General features: G+C 63.2%; 16 protein-coding genes. 10 read left to right on the top strand and 6 right to left on the bottom strand.

Going from position 1 to position 19,418, the window contains the following annotated elements; all coding sequences use genetic code 11:
• Nucleotides 1–1,065: uroporphyrinogen decarboxylase (gene hemE / locus VJ698_RS13580; protein ID WP_324103305.1), on the top strand; the 1,065-nt coding region annotated here is incomplete at its 5' end.
• 983 nt (nt 1,066–2,048) lie between these two features.
• Entirely contained in the window at nt 2,049–4,073 is a 2,025-nt protein-coding gene (locus VJ698_RS13575) for a primosomal protein N' (protein WP_324103304.1), read from the top strand.
• An 18-nt stretch (nt 4,074–4,091) separates the two neighbouring features.
• On the opposite strand, the gene VJ698_RS13570 is transcribed toward VJ698_RS13575, so the two are convergent.
• Nucleotides 4,092–5,765, bottom strand: coding sequence for a TonB family protein (locus tag VJ698_RS13570; RefSeq protein WP_324103303.1), 1,674 nt, complete (start codon nt 5,763–5,765; stop codon nt 4,092–4,094).
• On the opposite strand from VJ698_RS13570, the gene VJ698_RS13565 reads away from it, so the two are divergent.
• Genes VJ698_RS13565 through VJ698_RS13555 form a run of 3 tightly spaced genes read left to right on the top strand, consistent with a single transcriptional unit; the run spans nt 5,752 to nt 8,947 of the window.
• On the top strand, nt 5,752–5,979 hold the full coding sequence (locus tag VJ698_RS13565) for a hypothetical protein (protein WP_324103302.1): 228 nt from the start codon (nt 5,752–5,754) through the stop codon (nt 5,977–5,979). The two genes, VJ698_RS13570 and VJ698_RS13565, sit on opposite strands and share 14 nt — an antisense overlap.
• 56 nt (nt 5,980–6,035) lie before the next feature.
• Nucleotides 6,036–8,207: a VTT domain-containing protein gene (locus tag VJ698_RS13560; protein ID WP_324103301.1), complete on the top strand. Its 2,172-nt coding sequence runs from the start codon at nt 6,036–6,038 to the stop codon at nt 8,205–8,207.
• Nucleotides 8,204–8,947, top strand: a complete 744-nt coding sequence (locus VJ698_RS13555; protein ID WP_324103300.1) for an endonuclease/exonuclease/phosphatase family protein — start codon at nt 8,204–8,206, stop codon at nt 8,945–8,947. The genes VJ698_RS13560 and VJ698_RS13555 overlap by 4 nt, the downstream gene beginning before the upstream one ends.
• Nucleotides 8,948–9,202: 255 nt before the next feature.
• On the opposite strand, the gene VJ698_RS13550 is transcribed toward VJ698_RS13555, so the two are convergent.
• Complete coding sequence (locus tag VJ698_RS13550; protein WP_324103299.1) at nt 9,203–9,802, bottom strand: hypothetical protein; 600 nt, start codon at nt 9,800–9,802, stop codon at nt 9,203–9,205.
• Nucleotides 9,803–10,013: 211 nt separating this feature from the next.
• Here VJ698_RS13550 and VJ698_RS13545 point away from each other — a divergent pair, with 211 nt between their 5' ends.
• Nucleotides 10,014–10,679 carry a YsnF/AvaK domain-containing protein gene (locus VJ698_RS13545; protein ID WP_324103298.1) on the top strand — a complete coding sequence of 222 codons (666 nt, stop codon included), beginning with the start codon at nt 10,014–10,016 and terminating at the stop codon, nt 10,677–10,679.
• 97 nt (nt 10,680–10,776) lie between these two features.
• On the top strand, nt 10,777–11,901 hold the full coding sequence (locus VJ698_RS13540) for a YsnF/AvaK domain-containing protein (RefSeq protein WP_324103297.1): 1,125 nt from the start codon (nt 10,777–10,779) through the stop codon (nt 11,899–11,901).
• A gap of 134 nt (nt 11,902–12,035) precedes the next feature.
• On the opposite strand, the gene VJ698_RS13535 is transcribed toward VJ698_RS13540, so the two are convergent.
• Together VJ698_RS13535 and VJ698_RS13530 are read right to left on the bottom strand one after the other, a co-directional pair.
• The gene (locus VJ698_RS13535) at nt 12,036–12,515 is read right to left on the bottom strand and encodes an SRPBCC family protein (RefSeq protein ID WP_324103296.1); all 480 of its coding nucleotides are present in this window, start codon (nt 12,513–12,515) and stop codon (nt 12,036–12,038) included.
• A 78-nt stretch (nt 12,516–12,593) separates the two neighbouring features.
• Complete coding sequence (locus VJ698_RS13530; RefSeq protein WP_324103295.1) at nt 12,594–13,805, bottom strand: EAL domain-containing response regulator; 1,212 nt, start codon at nt 13,803–13,805, stop codon at nt 12,594–12,596.
• A 273-nt stretch (nt 13,806–14,078) separates the two neighbouring features.
• Here VJ698_RS13530 and VJ698_RS13525 point away from each other — a divergent pair, with 273 nt between their 5' ends.
• Nucleotides 14,079–14,525, top strand: coding sequence for a hypothetical protein (locus VJ698_RS13525; protein ID WP_324103294.1), 447 nt, complete (start codon nt 14,079–14,081; stop codon nt 14,523–14,525).
• A 34-nt stretch (nt 14,526–14,559) separates the two neighbouring features.
• Here the strand turns inward: VJ698_RS13525 and VJ698_RS13520 are convergent, their stop codons facing one another.
• Both VJ698_RS13520 and VJ698_RS13515 read right to left on the bottom strand, forming a co-directional pair.
• The gene (locus tag VJ698_RS13520) at nt 14,560–14,850 is read right to left on the bottom strand and encodes a hypothetical protein (RefSeq protein WP_324103293.1); all 291 of its coding nucleotides are present in this window, start codon (nt 14,848–14,850) and stop codon (nt 14,560–14,562) included.
• Nucleotides 14,851–14,978: 128 nt separating this feature from the next.
• Complete coding sequence (locus VJ698_RS13515; protein WP_324103292.1) at nt 14,979–16,019, bottom strand: AraC family transcriptional regulator; 1,041 nt, start codon at nt 16,017–16,019, stop codon at nt 14,979–14,981.
• Nucleotides 16,020–16,128: 109 nt separating this feature from the next.
• Here VJ698_RS13515 and VJ698_RS13510 point away from each other — a divergent pair, with 109 nt between their 5' ends.
• A complete protein-coding gene (locus VJ698_RS13510; RefSeq protein WP_324103291.1) occupies nt 16,129–17,727 on the top strand; it encodes an FAD-binding oxidoreductase in 1,599 nt (532 codons plus the stop codon).
• A 9-nt stretch (nt 17,728–17,736) separates the two neighbouring features.
• Nucleotides 17,737–19,341: a glycerol-3-phosphate dehydrogenase/oxidase gene (locus VJ698_RS13505; protein WP_324103290.1), complete on the top strand. Its 1,605-nt coding sequence runs from the start codon at nt 17,737–17,739 to the stop codon at nt 19,339–19,341.
• Nucleotides 19,342–19,418 lie beyond the last annotated feature (77 nt).

Raw genomic sequence — 19,418 nt, 5'->3', positions numbered from 1 at the left:
CCCCTGAAAAACGACACCTTCCTGCGCGCCCTGTTGCGCCAGCCGACCGACTACACGCCGCTGTGGCTCATGCGCCAGGCAGGCCGCTACCTGCCGGAATACTGCGCCACCCGCAAGCGTGCCGGCTCTTTCCTCGGCCTGGCCAAGAACCCGGGCTTTGCCACCGAAGTCACGCTGCAGCCGATTGACCGCTACGGCCTGGACGCCGCCATCCTGTTTTCCGACATCCTCACCGTGCCCGATGCCATGGGCTTGGGGCTGTATTTCGCCGACGGCGAAGGCCCGAAATTCGAGCGCCCGCTGCAGGACGAGCAAGCCGTCATGGCCCTGCGCGCGCCGGCGATGAGCGAGCTGCAGTACGTGTTCGACGCCGTCACGCAGATCCGCACCGAACTGCAGGGCCGCGTACCCTTGATCGGCTTTTCCGGCAGCCCCTGGACGCTGGCCTGCTACATGGTCGAAGGCGGCGGTTCGGATGACTTCCGCCGCGTCAAGGCCATGCTGTACAGCCGCCCGGACCTGATGCACCACATCCTCAGGACCAATGCGCAGGCGGTAGCCGCCTACCTCAATGCCCAGATCGACGCCGGCGCGCAAGCCGTGATGATCTTCGACACCTGGGGCGGCGCGCTGGCCGACGGCGTGTACCAGGAATTTTCGCTGGCCTACATGCGCGAGGTGGTGGGGCAGCTCAAGCGCGAGAAGGACGGCGCGCGCATTCCCTCGATCGTGTTCACCAAGGGCGGCGGCCTGTGGCTGGAAGAAATCGCCGACATCGGCGCCGATGCAGTCGGGCTGGACTGGACGGTGAACCTGGCCAAGGCGCGCGCGCTGGTCGGCCACAAGGTTGCGCTGCAGGGCAACCTGGATCCGAATGTCCTGTTTGCCGGCCCGCAGCAGATCCGCGAGCAGGCCACGAAAGTGCTGGAAGCGTTTGGCAAGCCGGCGGCCGGCAGTGGGCACGTGTTCAACCTTGGCCACGGTATTTCGCAGTACACGCCGCCCGAAGCGGTGTCGGTGCTGGTGGAGACGGTGCACGAAGTGAGCCGCGCGATGCGGCGCTGAAAAGCTTTTGTCCACGGAAAACACTGAAAACACGGAAACATCCTTTCGTGCTTTTCGTGGGGCACGCCTAGTGTTTCTCATGGACATCTAAAACTCTCGATGTAACGGCAGGCGAAGAAAAAACAATGGTTCACGAAAAACACTAGGCGTGCCCCACGAAAGACACGAAAAGATTCTTTCCGTGTTTCCAGTGTTTTCCGCGGACCCCAAAATCAACGTTCGCTCAAGCTTGCGGGCGATCGAAAAAATACTAGACGGTTCTGGTCGGTTTTTGGGTCGGCTTATTCACAGAATTGCGTTTCTGTAAAGCAATGAAATTATTTATTCGGGTCTCTTTTTCCGCTGTGAAGTGCTTTTGCAAGGTACTGAATTTAAAAGGAAAAATTTTTGCTTTTCAATTTAGCACTTTGTCAAAAACCGCATGAAATCAGGGTCTTCGGCGTGTCAAGAGGGTTTTGTCCCCAAAGTTATCCACAGTCTTTGTGGATAGTTAAAAAAATGCTTGTGAATCGGATATTTAGATCATTTCTTCACAAACTACATGAGGTCCTATAGAAGAGTGCGGTCGACTCGGTCACAGACCAATAGTTGACTTTGTCTCTCGACCGTAGTCGAAGCAAGATTTCTGCTTTACAAGAAAAGACGGTGGTATTTGGCGGGATCTGTAAGGTGAAAGAAACGAAAACGCAAGTACTTCATGCGACTTATTCACATTTACAACTTGCTGTGAAGCTTGTGCATAGCAGCAACTTTTTCACGAGTAAATTTTTTTACCTGCAAGTATTGACTTTTCAAGTCACTGATTTTAAAAGGAAAAAAATCTGCTTTTCAAATGAGCAATGTATTGCAAGCCGCATGAAATCAAGCGTTTCCGGCTGTCAAGGGCTCTTTGTCCACAAAGTTATCCACAGCTTGTGTGGATAGGTGAAAAAGCCCTTATGAAACTTGTATTTAGCCGCTTTTTTAAAGAACAACCTTAAGTCGTGGAACATTCCATACTGCAAGTTGTGCTCGACACCCCGCTCGCGACTTGTTTCGACTATCGCTGGACAGGGGAGGCTGGCGAGCCAAGACCGGTCGCCGGACAGCTCGTGCTGGTGCCGTTCGGCAGGCGCGAGGTGGTTGGGCTGGTGGTCGCATCACGGGAAAAAACCGACGTTCCAGACGCCAAACTGAAGGACGTGATCGCCGTACGGTCGCAACTTGCGCCGCTGTCGTCCACCTGGCTGGACTTGTGCACATTTGCGTCCGAGTATTACCAGAGGCCGCTGGGCGAGGTCGCTGTTCCCGGCCTTCCAAAAAACTTGCGGATACCCAAGACCGTTGCGCTCGACCGGGCACTGAAGAAATTCGGAAAGGCGAATGACGTCTGCGATGCAAGCCCGGACCAGGCGCCTCGGCTCAATACCGCGCAGCAGCACGCCGCCGACGTCATCGCCGCGGCCCGCGAATTCGCCCCGATCCTGCTGTATGGCGTGACAGGCAGCGGCAAGACCGAGGTCTACCTGCAGGCGGCCGCCCAGGTCCTCGCGCGGGAAGACGACGCCCAAGTGCTGATCCTCGTCCCGGAAATCAACCTCACGCCGCAACTCGAAAACAATGTCCGGATGCGCTTTCCGCAGCTCCATGTCGCGACACTGCACAGCGGGCTGGCGGAAGGCGAGCGCCTGGCGCACTGGCTCGCTGCTCATCTGGGCCGCGCGCGCATCATCCTCGGCACGCGGCTCGCGATCCTGGCATCGCTGCCGCAACTGAAGCTGATCATCGTCGACGAGGAGCACGATCCGTCCTACAAGCAGCAGGAAGGCTTGCGCTATTCGGCGCGCGATCTCGCGGTTTGGCGCGCGCGCCAGCTTGGCATCCCTATCGTGCTCGGCTCGGCCACGCCTTCGTTGGAGACCTGGCACCATGCACAGTCGGGGCGTTACAAGAAACTCGAATTGCGCGAGCGCGCGTCGAAAGATGCGGTGCTGCCGAAAGTACGCCTGATCGACATGGAGCGCGACAAGCCTGCCGAAGGCATCACTTCGACCCTGATCGCCGCGCTGAGGTTGCGGCTCGAGCGTGGCGAGCAATCGCTACTGTTCCTCAATCGTCGCGGCTACGCGCCCGTTCTTGCGTGCGACGCCTGCGGCTGGATCAGCAATTGCCCGCGCTGCACGGCATTCATGGTGCTGCACAAGCCGGAACATCGCCTGCGCTGCCACCATTGCAGCCTCGAGCAGCGCATTCCCCGGCACTGTCCCACGTGCGGCAACATCGATTTGCAACCGCTCGGACGCGGCACCCAGCGCGTCGAGGAGGGCTTGCAGAACATCTTCCCGCAGGCGCGCATCACGCGCATCGACGCCGATTCCACGCGCCGCAAAGGCAGTGCACAGGCGGCATTCGACAGTGTGCACCGTGGCGAGGTCGACATCCTGATCGGCACGCAGATGGTCGCCAAGGGGCACGACTTCCGCAACCTCACCCTGGTCGGCATCCTGAATCCGGACACCGCGCTGTTTTCACATGACTACCGCGCCAGCGAGCGGCTGTTCGCGCAGCTCATGCAGGTTTCCGGCCGGGCCGGGCGGGCCGGACAGAAGGAGGGAGGCAGCGCCAGCGAGGTGCTGATCCAGACGCGCTATCCGCAGCATCCCTTGTATGCTGCCGTGATGGCGCACGACTACGACCGCTTCGCCAGCGGCCTGCTCGAAGAGCGGCAGCAGGCGGGCCTGCCGCCATTCCTGTACCAGGCGCTGCTGCGCGCCGAGGCGAAGGAGCTCGACACGGCGCTCGGCTTCCTGAAGCAGGCGGCGGAATGCCTGCAGCATCCCGGCATCGTCATCAACGACCCGATTCCGATGACAATGACACGCGTGGCGAATGTCGATCGTGCGCAGTTGCTGATCGAATGCGCATCGCGCCCTGCGCTGCAGGCTTTTCTGAAGGAGTGGCTCGCGCTGCTGCGCGAGATGAAGACCAGGGCGAAGTGGTCGCTGGAAGTGGACCCGGTGGATATCTGAGCGGCCTCCGCTCGCCGCTCAGCGCATCTCCTCCAGAATCCGCAACACTTCGTCGAAATTCCACACGCGGCGGATTTCGATCACGTCGTACTGGCGCGCGAGATTGGGCGGAAACGCGCCGTAGCGCTCGTTGAGCCTGACGATGCGACGCACCGCGGCATCGAGTTCCGGGCGGCCGCTGGAGCGGTTGATCACCACATCCTCGACGCTGCCGTCGCTGCGGATCGACACCGTCACGACCGGATCCCCGCGCGCCTTTTCCGTCGATGACTGCGAATAATTGAGACGGCCGTTGCGCTCAATTTTCAGGCGCCAGCTTTCGATGTACATCATGACATTGACGTCCACCTTGCCGCTGCCAAAGATGGAACGGCGTTGCGGCGCCTCCGCAGTCATCGATGCCACCGGCGGAGCGGGCGCACGCGGCTCCACGCGCAGCGGCTCGGGGCGTCGCGCCTGATCGAGCGCGCGGCTGGCGAGGTCGCTGCCCGACGGATTGCGCGACAATCCTGCCGTGGCCGCCTTGCTGCTTTCCGCGGCACGTGCTGCAGCGGCATGGCGGGCAGCCTCCTCGGCGGCGAGTCGTTCCTGTTCGCGGCGTTGCGCGGCCGCCGCTTCGGCTTGTCGGCGCATCTCAGCCTCTTCAGCCTGCTTCCGGTGTGCCTGCGCTTCAGCCTGCAGGTGGGCAGCTTCCTCGGCCTGGCGGCGCGCCGCAAGCTCCGCGGCTTCTCGCTTCGCCTTTTCCTCTTCCAGACGCTTTGCTTCGAGTTCGGCGCGCCTTGCGGCCTCTTGCGCCGCGCGTTGTTCCTCCTGCCTGCGCAGCGCCAGCGCGGCTTCCTCGGCTTTGCGGCGTGCCTCCAGTTCCATGGCTTGCTGCCGCGCGCGAGCCTCTTCCTGCTGCCGGGCCTCCTCGATCAACGCGGCTTCTTCGGCGCGCCATTTCGCTTCCAGCTCCAATGCCTGCCGACGCGCGTCTTCAACGCGTCGGGCTTCCTCTTGAGCGGCAGACCGTACGGCTCGCGCGGCTTCTTCCTGCGCGAGCTTCGCGGCTTCTTCCTCGAGGTGTTTCGCTTCGGCCTCCGCACGCGCCTTTTCTTCTTCACCACGCTGCATGTCGAGCTCCTGATCACGCTGTGCGGCGAGGTCTTCACTTGTTGACGCGGTCGCCGGCATGTCCGCTGGCGGAGTCGGCACTTCCTCCAGTATTTCCGGCGGAGGAACCTCGTCAGGAGCAGGCGCGGGCAGCACGAATGTGTCAGGCTTCGATTCGTTCAGTGCGATCACCTCCGGCGCCTTGGGTCGATCCGGCTTGCTGCGAACAATGCGTGGTGATCGCTTCGGCTTGCGCCTGGCTTTCTTCGCCGGTGCAGCGGGCTTGGCCGCTTCGAGCGACGGCGGAGCGACGTGCACCTGCATGCGCGTGGGATCCGGCGCGGAACCGGCGACAGGCGCTGGCGCTTCCTGGCCGGCAGGCGTGGGTTCCGCCTGCACCATGACTGGCGGAATTTCGGGAGCGCGTTTCACATCCGTCAGGCGTACCGTCAGCGGAGCGGGCTGCGCGCGCCGCTCGCTCCATGGCAGATCGAGACCCGGCACGCCCAGCCCCAGCACGCCGAATTGCAGGGAAAGGATGAGGCCATGCACCAGCAGGGAACCCGCAATGCCGATGCCGAGGCGCATGCCGGGCGGCATCGGCCGGCTGCGTCTGGCAGGTGCGGAATTCGGAGCGGAACGCATGCGGTCGGACACCTCGATGCAGCAGGGCAAACGGCGTGTTGTTGATGGTAATGCGATCTTATCCGAAGAAAAGCTTGCGGCGGGAAAAGCCGGGGCGGAACAGCGTGAAAGGCTGCGCTGGCACAAGTTTGCCGTGGTGAAGCAGCCGAATGATGGCTGCAGAAACTAACCGGGTGGCGCCGCGTCGAACGAAAACAAGTCCGCATTTCCCATCGTTACGTGAGCATGCCACTTCAGGACACCGAGACCTGCCTTGAAATTCCCGGCGCCAGCCCCGGCCTGCTGAAAGCGGGGCGCAATTGCTGGCGCATCGAACATGTGCACCGTTTCGCCATGCTGGTCGACGCGGATGCCTATTTCCGCGCGGTACGTGCCGCCGTGCGCGAAGCGCGTCACAGCATCTATATCCTGAGCTGGGACATTGACAGCCGCACCTGGCTGGTGCCGCAAGGCGCGAACGACGGCTACCCGGAACCGCTCGGCGACTTCCTGCACGCGGTCGTGGCGTCGCGACCCGGCTTGCATGCCTACGTCCTGAACTGGGACTTCGCGATGCTGTATGCGCTGGAGCGCGAATGGCTGCCGGTGTACAAGATGGAGTGGCGCACCCATCGCCGGCTGGCGTTTCGCATGGATGGCCGCCATCCGCTTGGCGCTTCGCATCATCAGAAAGTGGTCGTGGTGGACGACCGCGTCGCGTTTGTCGGCGGACTCGATCTCACGCGTTGTCGCTGGGATACGCCGGCGCATTCCGGCGTGGAAACCCGGCGCCGGGACAGCGATGGCAAGCCGCATGGCCCTTTTCATGACGTGCAGGCCATGGTCGATGGCGATGCGGCGCGCGCACTGGGCGAACTGGCGCGCGCACGCTGGCGGCGGGTGGACGGCAAGGCAAGCATCGACCGCTACGATCCCGCGCTCGATCCCTGGCCGCAAGACATCGTTCCCGACCTGACCGACGTCGATGTCGCCATTTCCCGCACCGAGCCATCTTTCGATGGTGCGAACGGCGTGCATGAAGTGCGGCAGCTGCACCTTGACGCCATCGCCGCCGCGCGCCGCACCTTGTTTTTCGAGAACCAGTATTTCACCTCCGGCATGATCGCCGGTGCGCTCGCCGCGCGCCTGGCTGAACCGGACGGGCCGGAAGTGATGATCGTGTCGCCGAAATCGCAGAGCGGATGGCTGGAAGAGGCGACCATGGGCGTGCTGCGCGCACGCGTGCATCGCCGCCTGAAGGAGGCGGACCACTTCGGGCGCTATCGCATGCTGTGCCCGCACCTGCCCGACCTGAACGACGGCCAGTGCCTGAACGTGCACAGCAAGGTGTTCGCGGTGGATGATCGCCTGTTTTCGATTGGCTCCGCCAACCTGAGCAACCGCTCCATGGCGCTCGACACCGAGTGCAACCTCACCATCGAAGCCTGCGGGCCGGATGAGGAGCGGATTGCCAGCGTGATCTCCCGCCTGCGCAGCCGCCTGCTGGCCGAGCATATGGACACGAGCGTGGAAACGATGGATGCCGAGGTGCACCGCCACAACAGCCTGCACCGCGCGGTCGATGCGCTGCAGCACTCGGAGCGTGCATTGCGTCCGCTCGATCCGGTCGTATCGCCCGAACTGGATGCACTGATTCCCGAGCAGGCCTTGTTCGATCCGGAAACGCCGATCGACCCGGATGAGCTCGTGGTCGAATTCGTGCCCAGCGAATCGCGCAAGCCGCTGCCTCGGCGGCTGACCGGCATCGGTGCGCTGGCCATTGCGCTGGCACTGCTCGCGATCGCCTGGCGCTGGACGCCCTTGCGCGACTGGATCAATCTCGGCGCGCTGGTTGCGTTCGCGCGCGGCCTGGATGAGCTGCCGTTCACGCCCATCGCCGTGATCGCCAGTTATGTGGTGGCCGGGGTTCTTGTCGTGCCGGTCACCTTGCTGATCGCCGTCACCGGCATCGTGTTCGGGCCGCTGTATGGCTCGCTGTATGCCATCGCCGGCACGCTGCTCAGCGCTGCCGTCACGTATGGGCTCGGGCACTGGCTGGGGCGCGACGTGGTGCAACGCCTGCTGGGCGAGCGCGTCAACCGGCTGAGCAAGCGCATTGCCAAACGCGGCATCCTCGCAATGATCGTAGTCCGCATCCTGCCGGTCGCTCCGTATTCCGTGGTGAACGTCGTGGCCGGCGCGTCGCACATCCGGTTGCGCGATTTCCTGATCGGCACCTTGCTGGGGATGATGCCCGGCATTATGCTGACAGTGACGTTCGTGCACCAGCTGGCCGAAGCGGTGCGCAACCCCAGCCCCGAAACGGTCGCCGTGCTCGGCGCGGTGGCTGTCGTGATCATTGCAGTCGCGATCGGCCTGCAGCGATTGCTCAAGCGCAGGGAGGATCCCGCGGCATGATTGAACACGTTGCCGATGCGCCGCCGGTGCAGCAATCCTCACCCGATGTCGATCCCTGGCCGCTGACCATCGCCACCTACAACATTCACGGCGCGGTCGGCACCGACGGCCGCTTTTCGCCCGAGCGCGTGGCGGACGTGCTGCACGAGATCAAGGCCGACATCATCGCCCTGCAGGAAGTTCCGCTCGGCGGCAGCAAGACGCCCAACGTGCTTGCCATGCTGCAGGAAGCGACTGGTTTCATTGCCGCGGAAGGCCCGGCCTGCGACCGCCCCGAGCGGCGCTACGGCAACGGCGTGCTGACCCGTTACCCGATCCTGACGATGCGCACCATCGACCTGTCCTTCGGCAGCCGGGAACCGCGCGGCGCGCTCGACGCCGACGTGGATTGCCACGGCCACCTGCTGCGCGTGGTGGCGACGCACCTCGGCCTGCGCCCGGCCGAACGGCGTGCGCAGATCCGTCGCCTGCTGCAGGTATTCGATACCGAAGAGATGCCGGTCATCCTGCTCGGCGACATCAATGAATGGTTCGTCTGGGGAAGATCGCTGCGCTGGCTGGTCTCGCATTTCCAGGCCGTGCCGGCGCCACGGACCTTTCCCTCGCGCAGGCCCGTATTCGCGCTCGATCGCATCTGGATCCGTCCGCGCCACCGTCTCGTGCATGTCGAAGTGCATTCAACGCGTCTCGCGCGCATCGCCTCGGATCACCTGCCCCTGATCGCGCATATCGACGGATGATTCATTGAAAAATGGATTGTCCACGGAAAACACGGAAAGCACGGAAAATTTCGTGCCCTTTCGTGGGGCACACCTAGTGTTTTTCGTCGACAAATGGTTTTGTTAACTGCCGCTACATGTCACTAGGCGGAAGGCAGCTAGACTTGCGAGCCGAACGTCCTGCCTGCAATTCGAATGTTCACGAAAAGCACTAGGCGTGCCCCACGAAAGACACGAAAATTTCCGTGTTTTTCGTGTTTTCCGTGGACAAAATCCTTACGGCCTCCGATACGGCTGCTCGGGGCGAGACTGGTCCGGTGACGGCTCGATCAGTTGTGGTGACGAAACCGGATCGAAGTCGCGCCAGTCGCCGTTCTCAATGGTGCCCTGCGCGCGTTCGATATCGGCGGCGCCGAGCGAGCGCAGCACATTGATTGCGCGGTCTTCCTGGTCGTGCTCGCCGACCGCGACGGCCACCATCATGCCGGCCTTGCGTATCGGTGCGGCGTTTTCCACGTCTTCCGCATGTTCGCCGGTGTCGCCCTGTTCCTTCATTTGCGACAGGCTGCCGACCAAGCCGCCCACGTGCGCACCGACCAGGCCGCCGGTGACCGCGCCGACCGGGCCGAGGAAGGGTGCTGCGGCCAGTCCAGCTGCAGCGCCTGCCGCAGCACCTGCCGCCACGCCTTTGCCGGATTCCTTCGCTCCCGGCGATTCCGCGCGGTCGCCGCCGATCGGGAAGGTATGGTGTTGTCCGGGGGGATTAACGTAAAACGCGGAAACGGCCTCGCGCGCAAATCCGGCGCGCTGCAGTTCCTCGATCGCATCTTCTACTTCCGTTTGCAGCTGGAACCGTCCTGCAATGATGCCTGTCATGTCAACCTCCTTCCGAGAAGCGACAGGATGAATAAGATGAGAGGGCAGGCTTGCCGAATAGTTCTGGGCGTGTTCTCCCGCGTGAGCCAGTGCCACTATTCGTCGTGTAATTTTTTCCGCGGCGGGCGGTAAAAACTCGCCTGCAACACCTTCACCTGCATGCAATCCTCCTGCCGCGCACCGGCCCGCTATTTGCATGCATGGCTCTTCCTTGAACGAGTGGAAAGCGCAGGCGATGGAGCATTCCCCCGTGGGCGATGACGCCACACTAACAGACAGACTCACGCGTGCGACTGTGATCGATGCGCAGGGCAACAGTGCATCCATCATCGGCGTGCAGCAGGTCGAATCGGATCCGCATGCGTGGGTCCGTCTGCCCGACGGCACGCAGGTGCTGGTACCCCTCAGCCTGATGTCGCAACAGGGCGAGGACACCTACCGTCTTCCCTTCACCTTCCACCTCTCCGGCCAGCCGCAGCAGCCGCTGCAGATGAGCTTCCCGGTGATGGAAGAGGAACTGCAGGTCGCCCGGCGCGTAATCGATACCGGCCGCGGGGTGCGCATCCGCAAGACGGTGGAAGCGCATGAGAGCGTCGTCGACCAGCCGCTGCTGCATGACGAACTGAAGGTCGAGCATGTGCCGGTCGGGCGCATCGTGCCCGAGTCGGACCTGCCGCAGACGCGTTATGAGGGCGATACGCTGGTGGTGCCAGTACTGGAAGAAGTGCTGGTCGTGCAGAAGCAGCTTGTGCTGAAGGAAGAGGTGCGCATCACGCGCGAGCGGCAAGCGATGCGGGCGCCGCAGAAAGTGATGCTGCGTGCCGAGCATGTTGATGTCGAGCGTTTCGACGAGGGAAGGGAACACGGGCATCTGTAAGCAGGCACGGGATATGCGTCCGGCGCACCACTCACGTTGGGGCAGGTCCCCGGATCCGACTTGACGCCGGATAAACACTTCACAGGAGAGAAGCATCATGGAGAACACTGTAGTTGGCGTATATGACAGTTACGCACAGGCGCAGAACGCGATGAACGAATTGCTCGCCAGCGGATTTTCCCGCGACGAGGTGCAACTGAGCCCGGAGTCCGAAACCGAGGCGACAACGACGAAGACCGGCGGCTCCGCGATCGGTAATTTTTTCCGCTCCCTGTTCGGGATGGATGAGCACCGCGAAGAACACGACGTGTATTCGGAAGCGGTGCGGCGCGGCAGTTGCGTGCTGACCGTGGATGCGGACAGCGATGAGGAGCGCGACCGCGCCGCCGACATCATGAACCGTTATGACCCGGTGGACATCGACGAGCGTGCCGCGCACTGGCGCACCCAGGGCTGGGCAGGCTACGACGAGAACGCACCGCGCTATACGCAGAGCGAGATCGATACCGAACGGCAGCGCTATGCGACGGACCGCGCCACCACGGCTGCGGAGCCCGTGCAGCAACAGACGCGACAGGCGCGTGAAGGCGAGACGCGCATCCCGGTGGTCGAGGAGGAGCTGCGCGTCGGCAAGCGCGCGGTGCAGCGCGGCGGCGTGCGGGTCTACACCCGCGTGGAGGAAAAGCCGGTGCATGAGACTGTCGAGTTGCGCCAGGAGCATGTGAACGTCGAACGGCATCCGGTCGACCAGCCGGCCAGCGAAGCGGACCTGGCTGCGTTCAAGGAAGGTTCGGTCGAATTGCGCGAGACTGCCGAAGAACCGGTCGTGTCGAAGACGGCACGCGTGGTCGAGGAAGTCGTGGTCGGCAAGGAAGTGACGCAGGAAACGCAGGACGTGAACGACACGGTGCGCAAGACCGACGTCGAGGTCGAACAACTTGGTGCATCGAACGTGGGGCGCGCTGCCGATATGGCGACCGACGATACCGATTTCCGTCGTCACTGGCAGAACGCCTACGGCCCGACGGGCGGACGCTATGAGGACTACGATGCGGCGTACCGCTACGGCTCGAACATGGCCGGCACCGAGCGCTTCAGGAACTATCGCTGGGAAGACGTGGAACCCGACATCCGCAGCGACTGGGAGCGGCAGCATCCGGAGAGCGCCTGGGACAAGGTGAAGGATGCGGTGCGCTACGGCGCTGAACGTCGTCACCACTGACGCACGAGCAGTTCGGCGGGAGCGCGTGGACGCCGCGCACTCCCGCCGCCATAAGCTTCGCCGGGATGGCCGGCGTCCCGGCGTTGCCGCGCGCAGCGTTCCGTGGGGGCCCTTATCCTGCGGCGGTCATCCTGTTATCGTCCCTGCGCAAGCCGGCCGTCTTCCGCCATTTCCCGTATCGTCCTGATGGTATCGATGTCCGATTCCGTGTACGCGGAACGGCGGAAGTCGTTGTACATCGCTTCCGTGGCGTTTTCCGTTTCACCCGCGCCGTCGTCGTATTCGAAGCGCACGAACAGAATATTGGGTTCGGGCTCCTCGATGGTCATCGTCAGCTGCGATTCGGGAATGTCCTTTTGCTGCGGCACGTGATAGACGACCTGCTGCTGCGGCAGGTAGGTGACGCGGTCGCGCACGACGAGATCGCCGTATTGCAACTCGCGCGAGACCGACAGCTCCGATTTTTCAAGGATGGTGCAGCGGTCCAGGTAGGGCACGAAGGCGGTCGGCATTTCGGCGCGCAGGACCAGCCCGCGCCAGAGTTGCTCGCGCGTCAGCGTGTCGATCAGGGGATTGAGCGGATCGTTGATTTCAACGAGATGGGCGAATTTCATGATGCTGAACCAGCCAGGTGGAATCGCCCAGTGTAACGCCAAGCCCCGTTCGATAAAAGCCGGATCGGACAAGCTGCTTCAGAAAAACTGCGACCATTCGTCGATCCAGCCGGGAATGGCGTCGCGCTCCATCGGTTTGGCAATGTAATACCCCTGTGCATAGGTACAACCCAGATCGCGCAGCAGATCCCAGTCTTCCCGTGTTTCCACACCGACCGCTACCGAGTTGCGTCGCAGCTTCTTCGCCAGTTCCAGGCAGGAACTGAGTGCGATGTGCATCTGCTCGTTCTGCGAGGCGCCGGCGACGAAGGAACGGTCGATCTTCAGGTCGAGGAAGGGAATGCGCAAGAGTTGCTGCACGTTGGAATGCGCGGTGCCGTAGTCGTCGACCGACAGGCCGAAGCCCTTCATGCGCAGGCGCGCGAGGTTCTCCAGGCAGACCGGAACGTCGGTCATCGCCATCAGCTCGGTGATTTCTATGGTGAAGTATTGCGGCTCGATGCCGTGCTGCGTGATGTAGGCCAGGATCTTTTCCGCCAGGCCCGGTTCGGCCAGCGACGTGGCGGAGAGGTTGATCGACACCGACAGCATCAGGCCATCGTCGTGCCAGCGGCGACAGGCCGCGATCGCACGCTCGACCACCGCCCAGGTCAGGTCTTCCATATGCCCGCTGGCTTCCAGAATGGGGATGAAGGCCGGTGGCGTGACCAGTCCGTATTGCGGATGGCGCCAGCGTACGAAGGCTTCCACCGCCTTCACCTTGCCGGTGGCAAGCTCGACTTTCGGTTGGTAGAAAGGCTCGAACTGCCCTGCACGGATGCCGTCGCGGATTTCCTGCAGCGTGAAAACCGGCAGCGATTTTTTCGCTTGCCGTGCCGCCGGCGGTTCATATTGCGCGATCAGGTCTTGCAGAATTTCCGGTGTCGCCGGCTTCTCGAAAGTGCCGAGCAGGTGCACGCCATAGGCTTTCGTCATCGTTTCCACGGAAAACAGCAGGGCGGAGCCGAGCGCGCTCGTGAGCACGATCGCCGTCTCGTGGTCGCTGTTGGCAAGATGGCGCACCAGCTCGATGCCATCCATGTCCGGCATGTTGAGGTCGATGAAACTGATGTCGATGGATGAGCGGCCATCCTGCAGCAGGTCGAGCGCAATGCGGCCATTTTCCGCTTCAGCGATATGGCGCGCGCCGAGCTTGCACAGCATCACGTTCAACCAGTGGCGCTGGAACTCGTCGTCTTCTGCGATCAGGAAGCGAAGATCGCCGATCGGAACCGGATCATTCTTTGTCATGGCATTGTATCTGTCGGTCGAGCAGGGGCCGGCACGTGTCAGGCTGCGGTCCGAGTAGCTCGCTACCTCGTTCGGCAACCCACATGTTGATTTTCATCAACAAATTCTTTCCAATAATAAAGCATTTATGCGCGCAGGAAGACAATGATTGCATGGCCGCAACATTGGCGGAAGTGTCATCTGGAAACGCGGTGCGCCTCCCATATCTGCGGGATTGTTGCGAGCGGGGGCATTCGATAAAGTTCGACCTCTTGAATGAAATCCACCGACGCAATGAAAACACTTTACGACGTGCTGGGAGTCGATCGCCAGGCATTGCCGATCGATATCGAGCACGCCTACCGCAGCGCACTGAACGCGCATATCGCAGGCGCATCCACCACTGGCGGGCGGGATCCGGCGCGATTGCGCGAACTGCGCGAGGCCTACCTGGCGCTGTCCTCGCCGAGCCGGCGCCTTGTCTACGACCAGCAACTGCACCAGCAGTTGCTTGCTCGGCGGCAGGCACGGGAGCGCAGGCACATTGCTGCAAGTACCGTGCTGCTGCTTGCCGGCCTGGCGCTGATCGGTGGTAGCGTGGCCGGCCGGAAGCAGGCGGAAGTCAGGTCCGTAGCGGCATCGAATGGCAAGGCGCGCTGGCTGCTCCTGACGGAGCAGGCGAAAGCAGGTGACGATGGCCGCGCTGTCCATGCCGGGCGCAGCGATGCAAGAGCCCGCTAACCAAGCCTTGCCCGTGGCGCCGCCTTTCACGCTGTCACACTTCGCAGAACACCTTCCGCACCACCTTGTCATTGCGCTGGAACTCCGCGCGCGGCTCGAAGCGCGTTTCCGTCACCAGCACGACCAGCGCTTCCCTGATCTTCAGCAGTTTCCATCCGGCGCGCTCACCGCTCTGGCTGCCGCCGGCGAGCTGGAAGCAGCGCACGACTTCATCACCATTCTTGTCCTCCCCATAGATGTGCGGCTCGACCATGCGCGAATAGCCGTGGTAGCGCAGTTCGATCAAACGCTTCTCGTTGATGGCGAGGCAAATGGCGGGGTTCATTTGAATGGGACAATTTTTGTTCATGGAAAGCACGGAAATCCAGAAGGAATTTTCCGTACTTTCCGTGGACACCGATCAGGTCTTGTCCAGGCTAGGACACCTCGCCATACGATCTGTTCGCAACAGCATCAAGCCTGTATCTTGTCGCGATACGCGCCCGGATTCATCCCTGTCCAGTCCTTGAAGGCGTGATTGAAGGAACTCTGTTCCTGGTAACCGAGCAGGAAGGCGATTTCCGCGATGCCGAGGTTCTTCTGCTTCAGGTAGTCGAGCGCAAGTTCGTGCCGGGTCTGGTCGAGCAATTGCTGGAAGCCGATACCGGCATCGCTCAGCTTGCGTTGCAGCGTGCGCGGCGTGATGTGCAGTTCCTGCGCGATCAGCGACAGGCGCGCGCGGTCCTGTTCGAGATTCTTCACGATCGCGGCGCGCACCTGCGCGACCACGCTGCCTTCTTTTTCCGCGCGCAGCTTTTCCTTCATCAGGCGCTCTGCGTGCTGCTGCAGCACCGGATAGAGACTGACATCCGCGTTCGGAACCGGCCAACCGAGCAATGCCGCGTCGAAGCGGGCGGCATGCGCGGGCGCGTTGAAGTGCACTTCCGCGCCGAAGATGCGGTGGTATTCATCGAGGTCCTGCGGTGCATCATGCGCGAAGAAGACCTGCACCGGCGGCAGCGCCTTGCCGGCCAGCCAGCCGCCGAAGACGCGGATGCCCGTGAACACGCTCTCGGCAAGATGGCGTGTGGCCGTGGGGAACAGGCTGTCCCAGCGATATTCGGCGACGCCATCCGCCACGCTCATGACCGAGCGGCCGAGGTCGTGCGCCAGGCCCTCGAAACGCTGCGTCTGCTGGAATGCTTCCCCGAAATCGCGGCAACTCAGCAGGATCAGGCCATACACGTTGTAGGTGCCGAGCTTCACACGCTCACCCACGTGCAGGCCGAAGTGAGGATCGTCGGCGAGTTGCGCGCCAGTCTCCAGCAGCCGCACATAGTCAATTGCGGCCAGCGACTCCGGCAGGGGCGAGAGTGTTCCTGCGGGCAATCCGGCCGCGTGCTCCAGCGCACGTTCATCCACGCCCTGTGCCGCCGCCGCTTCGATCAACGGCTGCAGGTAAGGGCCGGCGACACGGCCGCCGGATCGGCTAGCGGGGGGAGTCGGCGCTGGCATGTTCGAACAAGTCGGCTGTCATCAATGCGCAATACGCGGCGTGGTTGGATGGATAAGATTTTGTCAATTCTCCGATGCAGTATAACAAGCCAATGACAGGGATAAGCAAGTGAGACGCTGGAACGGTTGGGGCGACGACGCGATCGACTTCGCACTGAATGAAGACATGCTGGGCTTCCTGCGCGCACGTGTCGGCGAGAGCAAGCCGCCGGCCGATGCGACGCTGGCGGAGGCTTGCCGGACCGTGCTGCCCAGCCGGCTGGCGCCGCACAAGGCCATCGATGCCACGCCCGAAGTGCGCCTGCGGCATGCGTTCGGCCAGAGCCTGCCGGATTGGCTGCGACTGCGTTACGGCAGGATAGTCAGCGTGCCGGATGGCGTGGCATTTCCGGAAAGCAGCGGGCAGGTGCGCGAGTTGCTCGACTACGCCCGTCGCATCGACGCCGTGGTCATCCCCTACGGTGGCGGTACCAGCGTGGTCGGGCACCTGACGGCACCGGAGAATGGCAAGGCGGTGATCACCGTCGACCTGTCGCGACTGTCGAACCTGATCGACTTCGATCCGCAAGCGCAACTGGCGACATTCGGCGCGGGCATCGCCGGCCCCGACCTGGAAGCGCAACTGCGCGCGCGCGGCTACACCCTCGGCCATTTCCCGCAATCCTTCGAATATTCCACGCTGGGCGGCTGGATCGTGACGCGCTCGTCCGGACAGCAGTCGCTGCGCTACGGGCGCATCGAGCAGTTGTTCGCCGGAGGCAGGCTGGAGACGCCGACCGGTACGCTGGCGATTCCGACGTTTCCCGCTTCAGCGGCAGGCACCGACCTGCGCGAGATCGTGCTCGGTTCGGAAGGGCGCATGGGCATCCTCACCGAAGCGACGGTGCGCATCACGTCGCTGCCGCAGCGTGAAGCCTTCCACGCGGCGTTCTTTCCGCACTGGGCGGAGGCGGAAGACGCGGTGCGCAGCATCGCGCAGGCGAAACTACCATTGTCCATGCTGCGCCTGTCCAATCCGGTCGAAACGCAGACCACGCTGGCCATGGCCGGCCACAACAGGATGATCGGCCTGCTGCAGGCCTACCTGCGCATGCGCGGCTGCGGCGAACAGAAGTGCATGCTGCTGCTTGGTGCCAGCGGCGATACGGCGAGTGTCGCGCATGCGCTGAATCAGGCCTTGCGCATCGCGGGCGATCATCGCGGCGTGCATGCCGGCGCAGCGATCGGCGAGAAGTGGAAGCAGAACCGTTTCCGCAACGTGTACCTGCGCAATGTCCTGTGGCAGCGCGGTTACGCAGTCGATACCGTCGAGACCGCCGTCGACTGGCCACGTGTGCGCGGCATGATGCAGTCGGTGGAACAGGCAGCGCGCGACGCCTTGTCCGCATTCGGCGAGCGGGTGCATGCCTACACGCATCTCTCGCACATGTATGCGCAGGGTGCGAGCGTGTACACCACCTTCGCCTATCGCCTTGCAGGCCGGTATGACGAAGACCTGGCGCGCTGGAAGGCGATGAAGGGCGCGGTGTGCACGGCGATCGTTGCCAATGGCGGCACCATCAGCCATCAGCATGGCGTGGGCGTCGACCATGCGCCCTACCTGCAGGCGGAGAAGGGCGCGCTGGGCATCGGCGCGATCCGCGAATTGTGCCGCCATTTCGATCCCACCGGCATGATGAACCCCGGCAAACTTCTACCGACAGCTTGAGAGATATCTATGTGGCAGACCAACTGGCGCGAACGCACAAGCGCCATGCTCAGCGACCGCAAGTGGGACATCGTGGTCATCGGTGGCGGCATCACCGGCGCCGGCATCCTGCTGGAGGCGGCACGCAACGGCATGCGCGCCCTGCTGGTGGAGCAGCGCGATTTCGCCTGGGGCACCTCCAGCCGTTCGTCCAAGCTGGTACATGGCGGTCTGCGCTACCTGAAGGAAGGCAAGCTGCTGCTGACGCGCGATTCGGTGCGTGAACGGGAACGGTTGCTGAAGGAAGCCGCCGGCCTGGTCGAGCCGCAGAGTTTCGCCTTCGCCGACTATCGCGGCCGCAAGCCAGGGCGCCGCATGTTCTCGCTCGGCCTCGCACTGTACGACATGATGGCCGGCCAGCGCGCACGCCATTACTACAGCCCCGAGGAATTCCTGATGCTGGCGCCACACATCGCGACCGAGGGGCTGCAGGGCGGCATGTGCTACAACGACGCCAAGACCGACGACGCGCGCCTCGTGCTGCGCGTGCTGCAGGAAGCGATCGCGGCGGGCGGAGTGGCGATCAATTACATGGCGGCGCGCCAGCTCCTGCGCCGCGACGGCCGCGCGTGCGGCGTGGAATTGCAGGACGGCGTGACGGGCGAGCGGCAGGTAGTGGAAGCGAAGGCGGTCATCAGCGCCACGGGCGCCTGGGCCGATGCCTTGCGCCAGCAGTCGAAGACCGGCATGAAATTGCGCCCCCTGCGCGGCAGCCACCTGGTGTTGCCGGCATGGCGCGTGCCGGTGGCGCAGGCGATCAGCCTGATGCATCCGCAGGACGGCCGCCCGGTGTTCGCCTTCCCGTGGGAAGGCGTGACCCTGGTGGGCACCACGGACGTCGACCATCGCGAGGACATGCGCAACGAAGCAGCGATCACGCAGCAGGAACTGTCTTACCTGATGGCGGCACTCGACTTCCAGTTCCCGCAACTCGGGATCACGCGCGAGGACATCATCGCCACCTTCGCCGGCGTGCGGCCGGTGATCGACAGCGGCAAGGCCGATCCGTCGAAGGAAGGGCGCGATCATGCCGTGTGGCTGGAGGATGGCCTGCTGACCGTGACCGGCGGCAAGCTCACCACCTTCCGCCTGATCGCGCGCGATGCGCTGAAACACGCCGCACCGCTGCTGCGCGGGCGGCACATCAGCCGGCGTTCGCATCCCGTGTTTCCGCCAGTGCCGCCGCTGCCGTATGATGGCCGGCTGTCGCTGTTTCAGCGGCGGCGGCTCGTCGGTCGCTACGGCAATTTCGCGCGCATGCTGGTTGCGGCGGCGCAAGCGGGCGAGCTGGAAACGATTCCCGGCACGGACACCCTCTTTGCGGAGCTGCGCTGGGCCGCGCGCAGCGAAGCCGTGCTGCACCTGGAAGACCTGCTGCTGCGCCGCACGCGGGTCGGATTGCTGCTGCGCGAAGGCGGCGCGGAACTGCTGCCGCGCATCCGCATGATTTGCCAGGCGGAGCTCGGCTGGGACGATGCGCGCTGGGCGAACGAACAGGCGGCGTATATGGCGCTCTGGCAGAAGCATTACAGTTTGCCGGCAGAAGGCAAGCAGGCGTCACAGAAGGCGGCATGATGGCCGGCGTGAAGGCCGGGCGAGGGTCCGCTGTGCCGTCCGTTCAATGAAACGGAGAACCTGAAAACAGGTGGAGA

Origin of the sequence: Noviherbaspirillum sp., assembly GCF_035254685.1 — a bacterium.
Lineage (GTDB): Bacteria > Pseudomonadota > Gammaproteobacteria > Burkholderiales > Burkholderiaceae_D > Noviherbaspirillum.
Note: the sequence above shows the minus strand (reverse complement) of the source record. Positions and strands in the feature narration are given on the sequence as shown.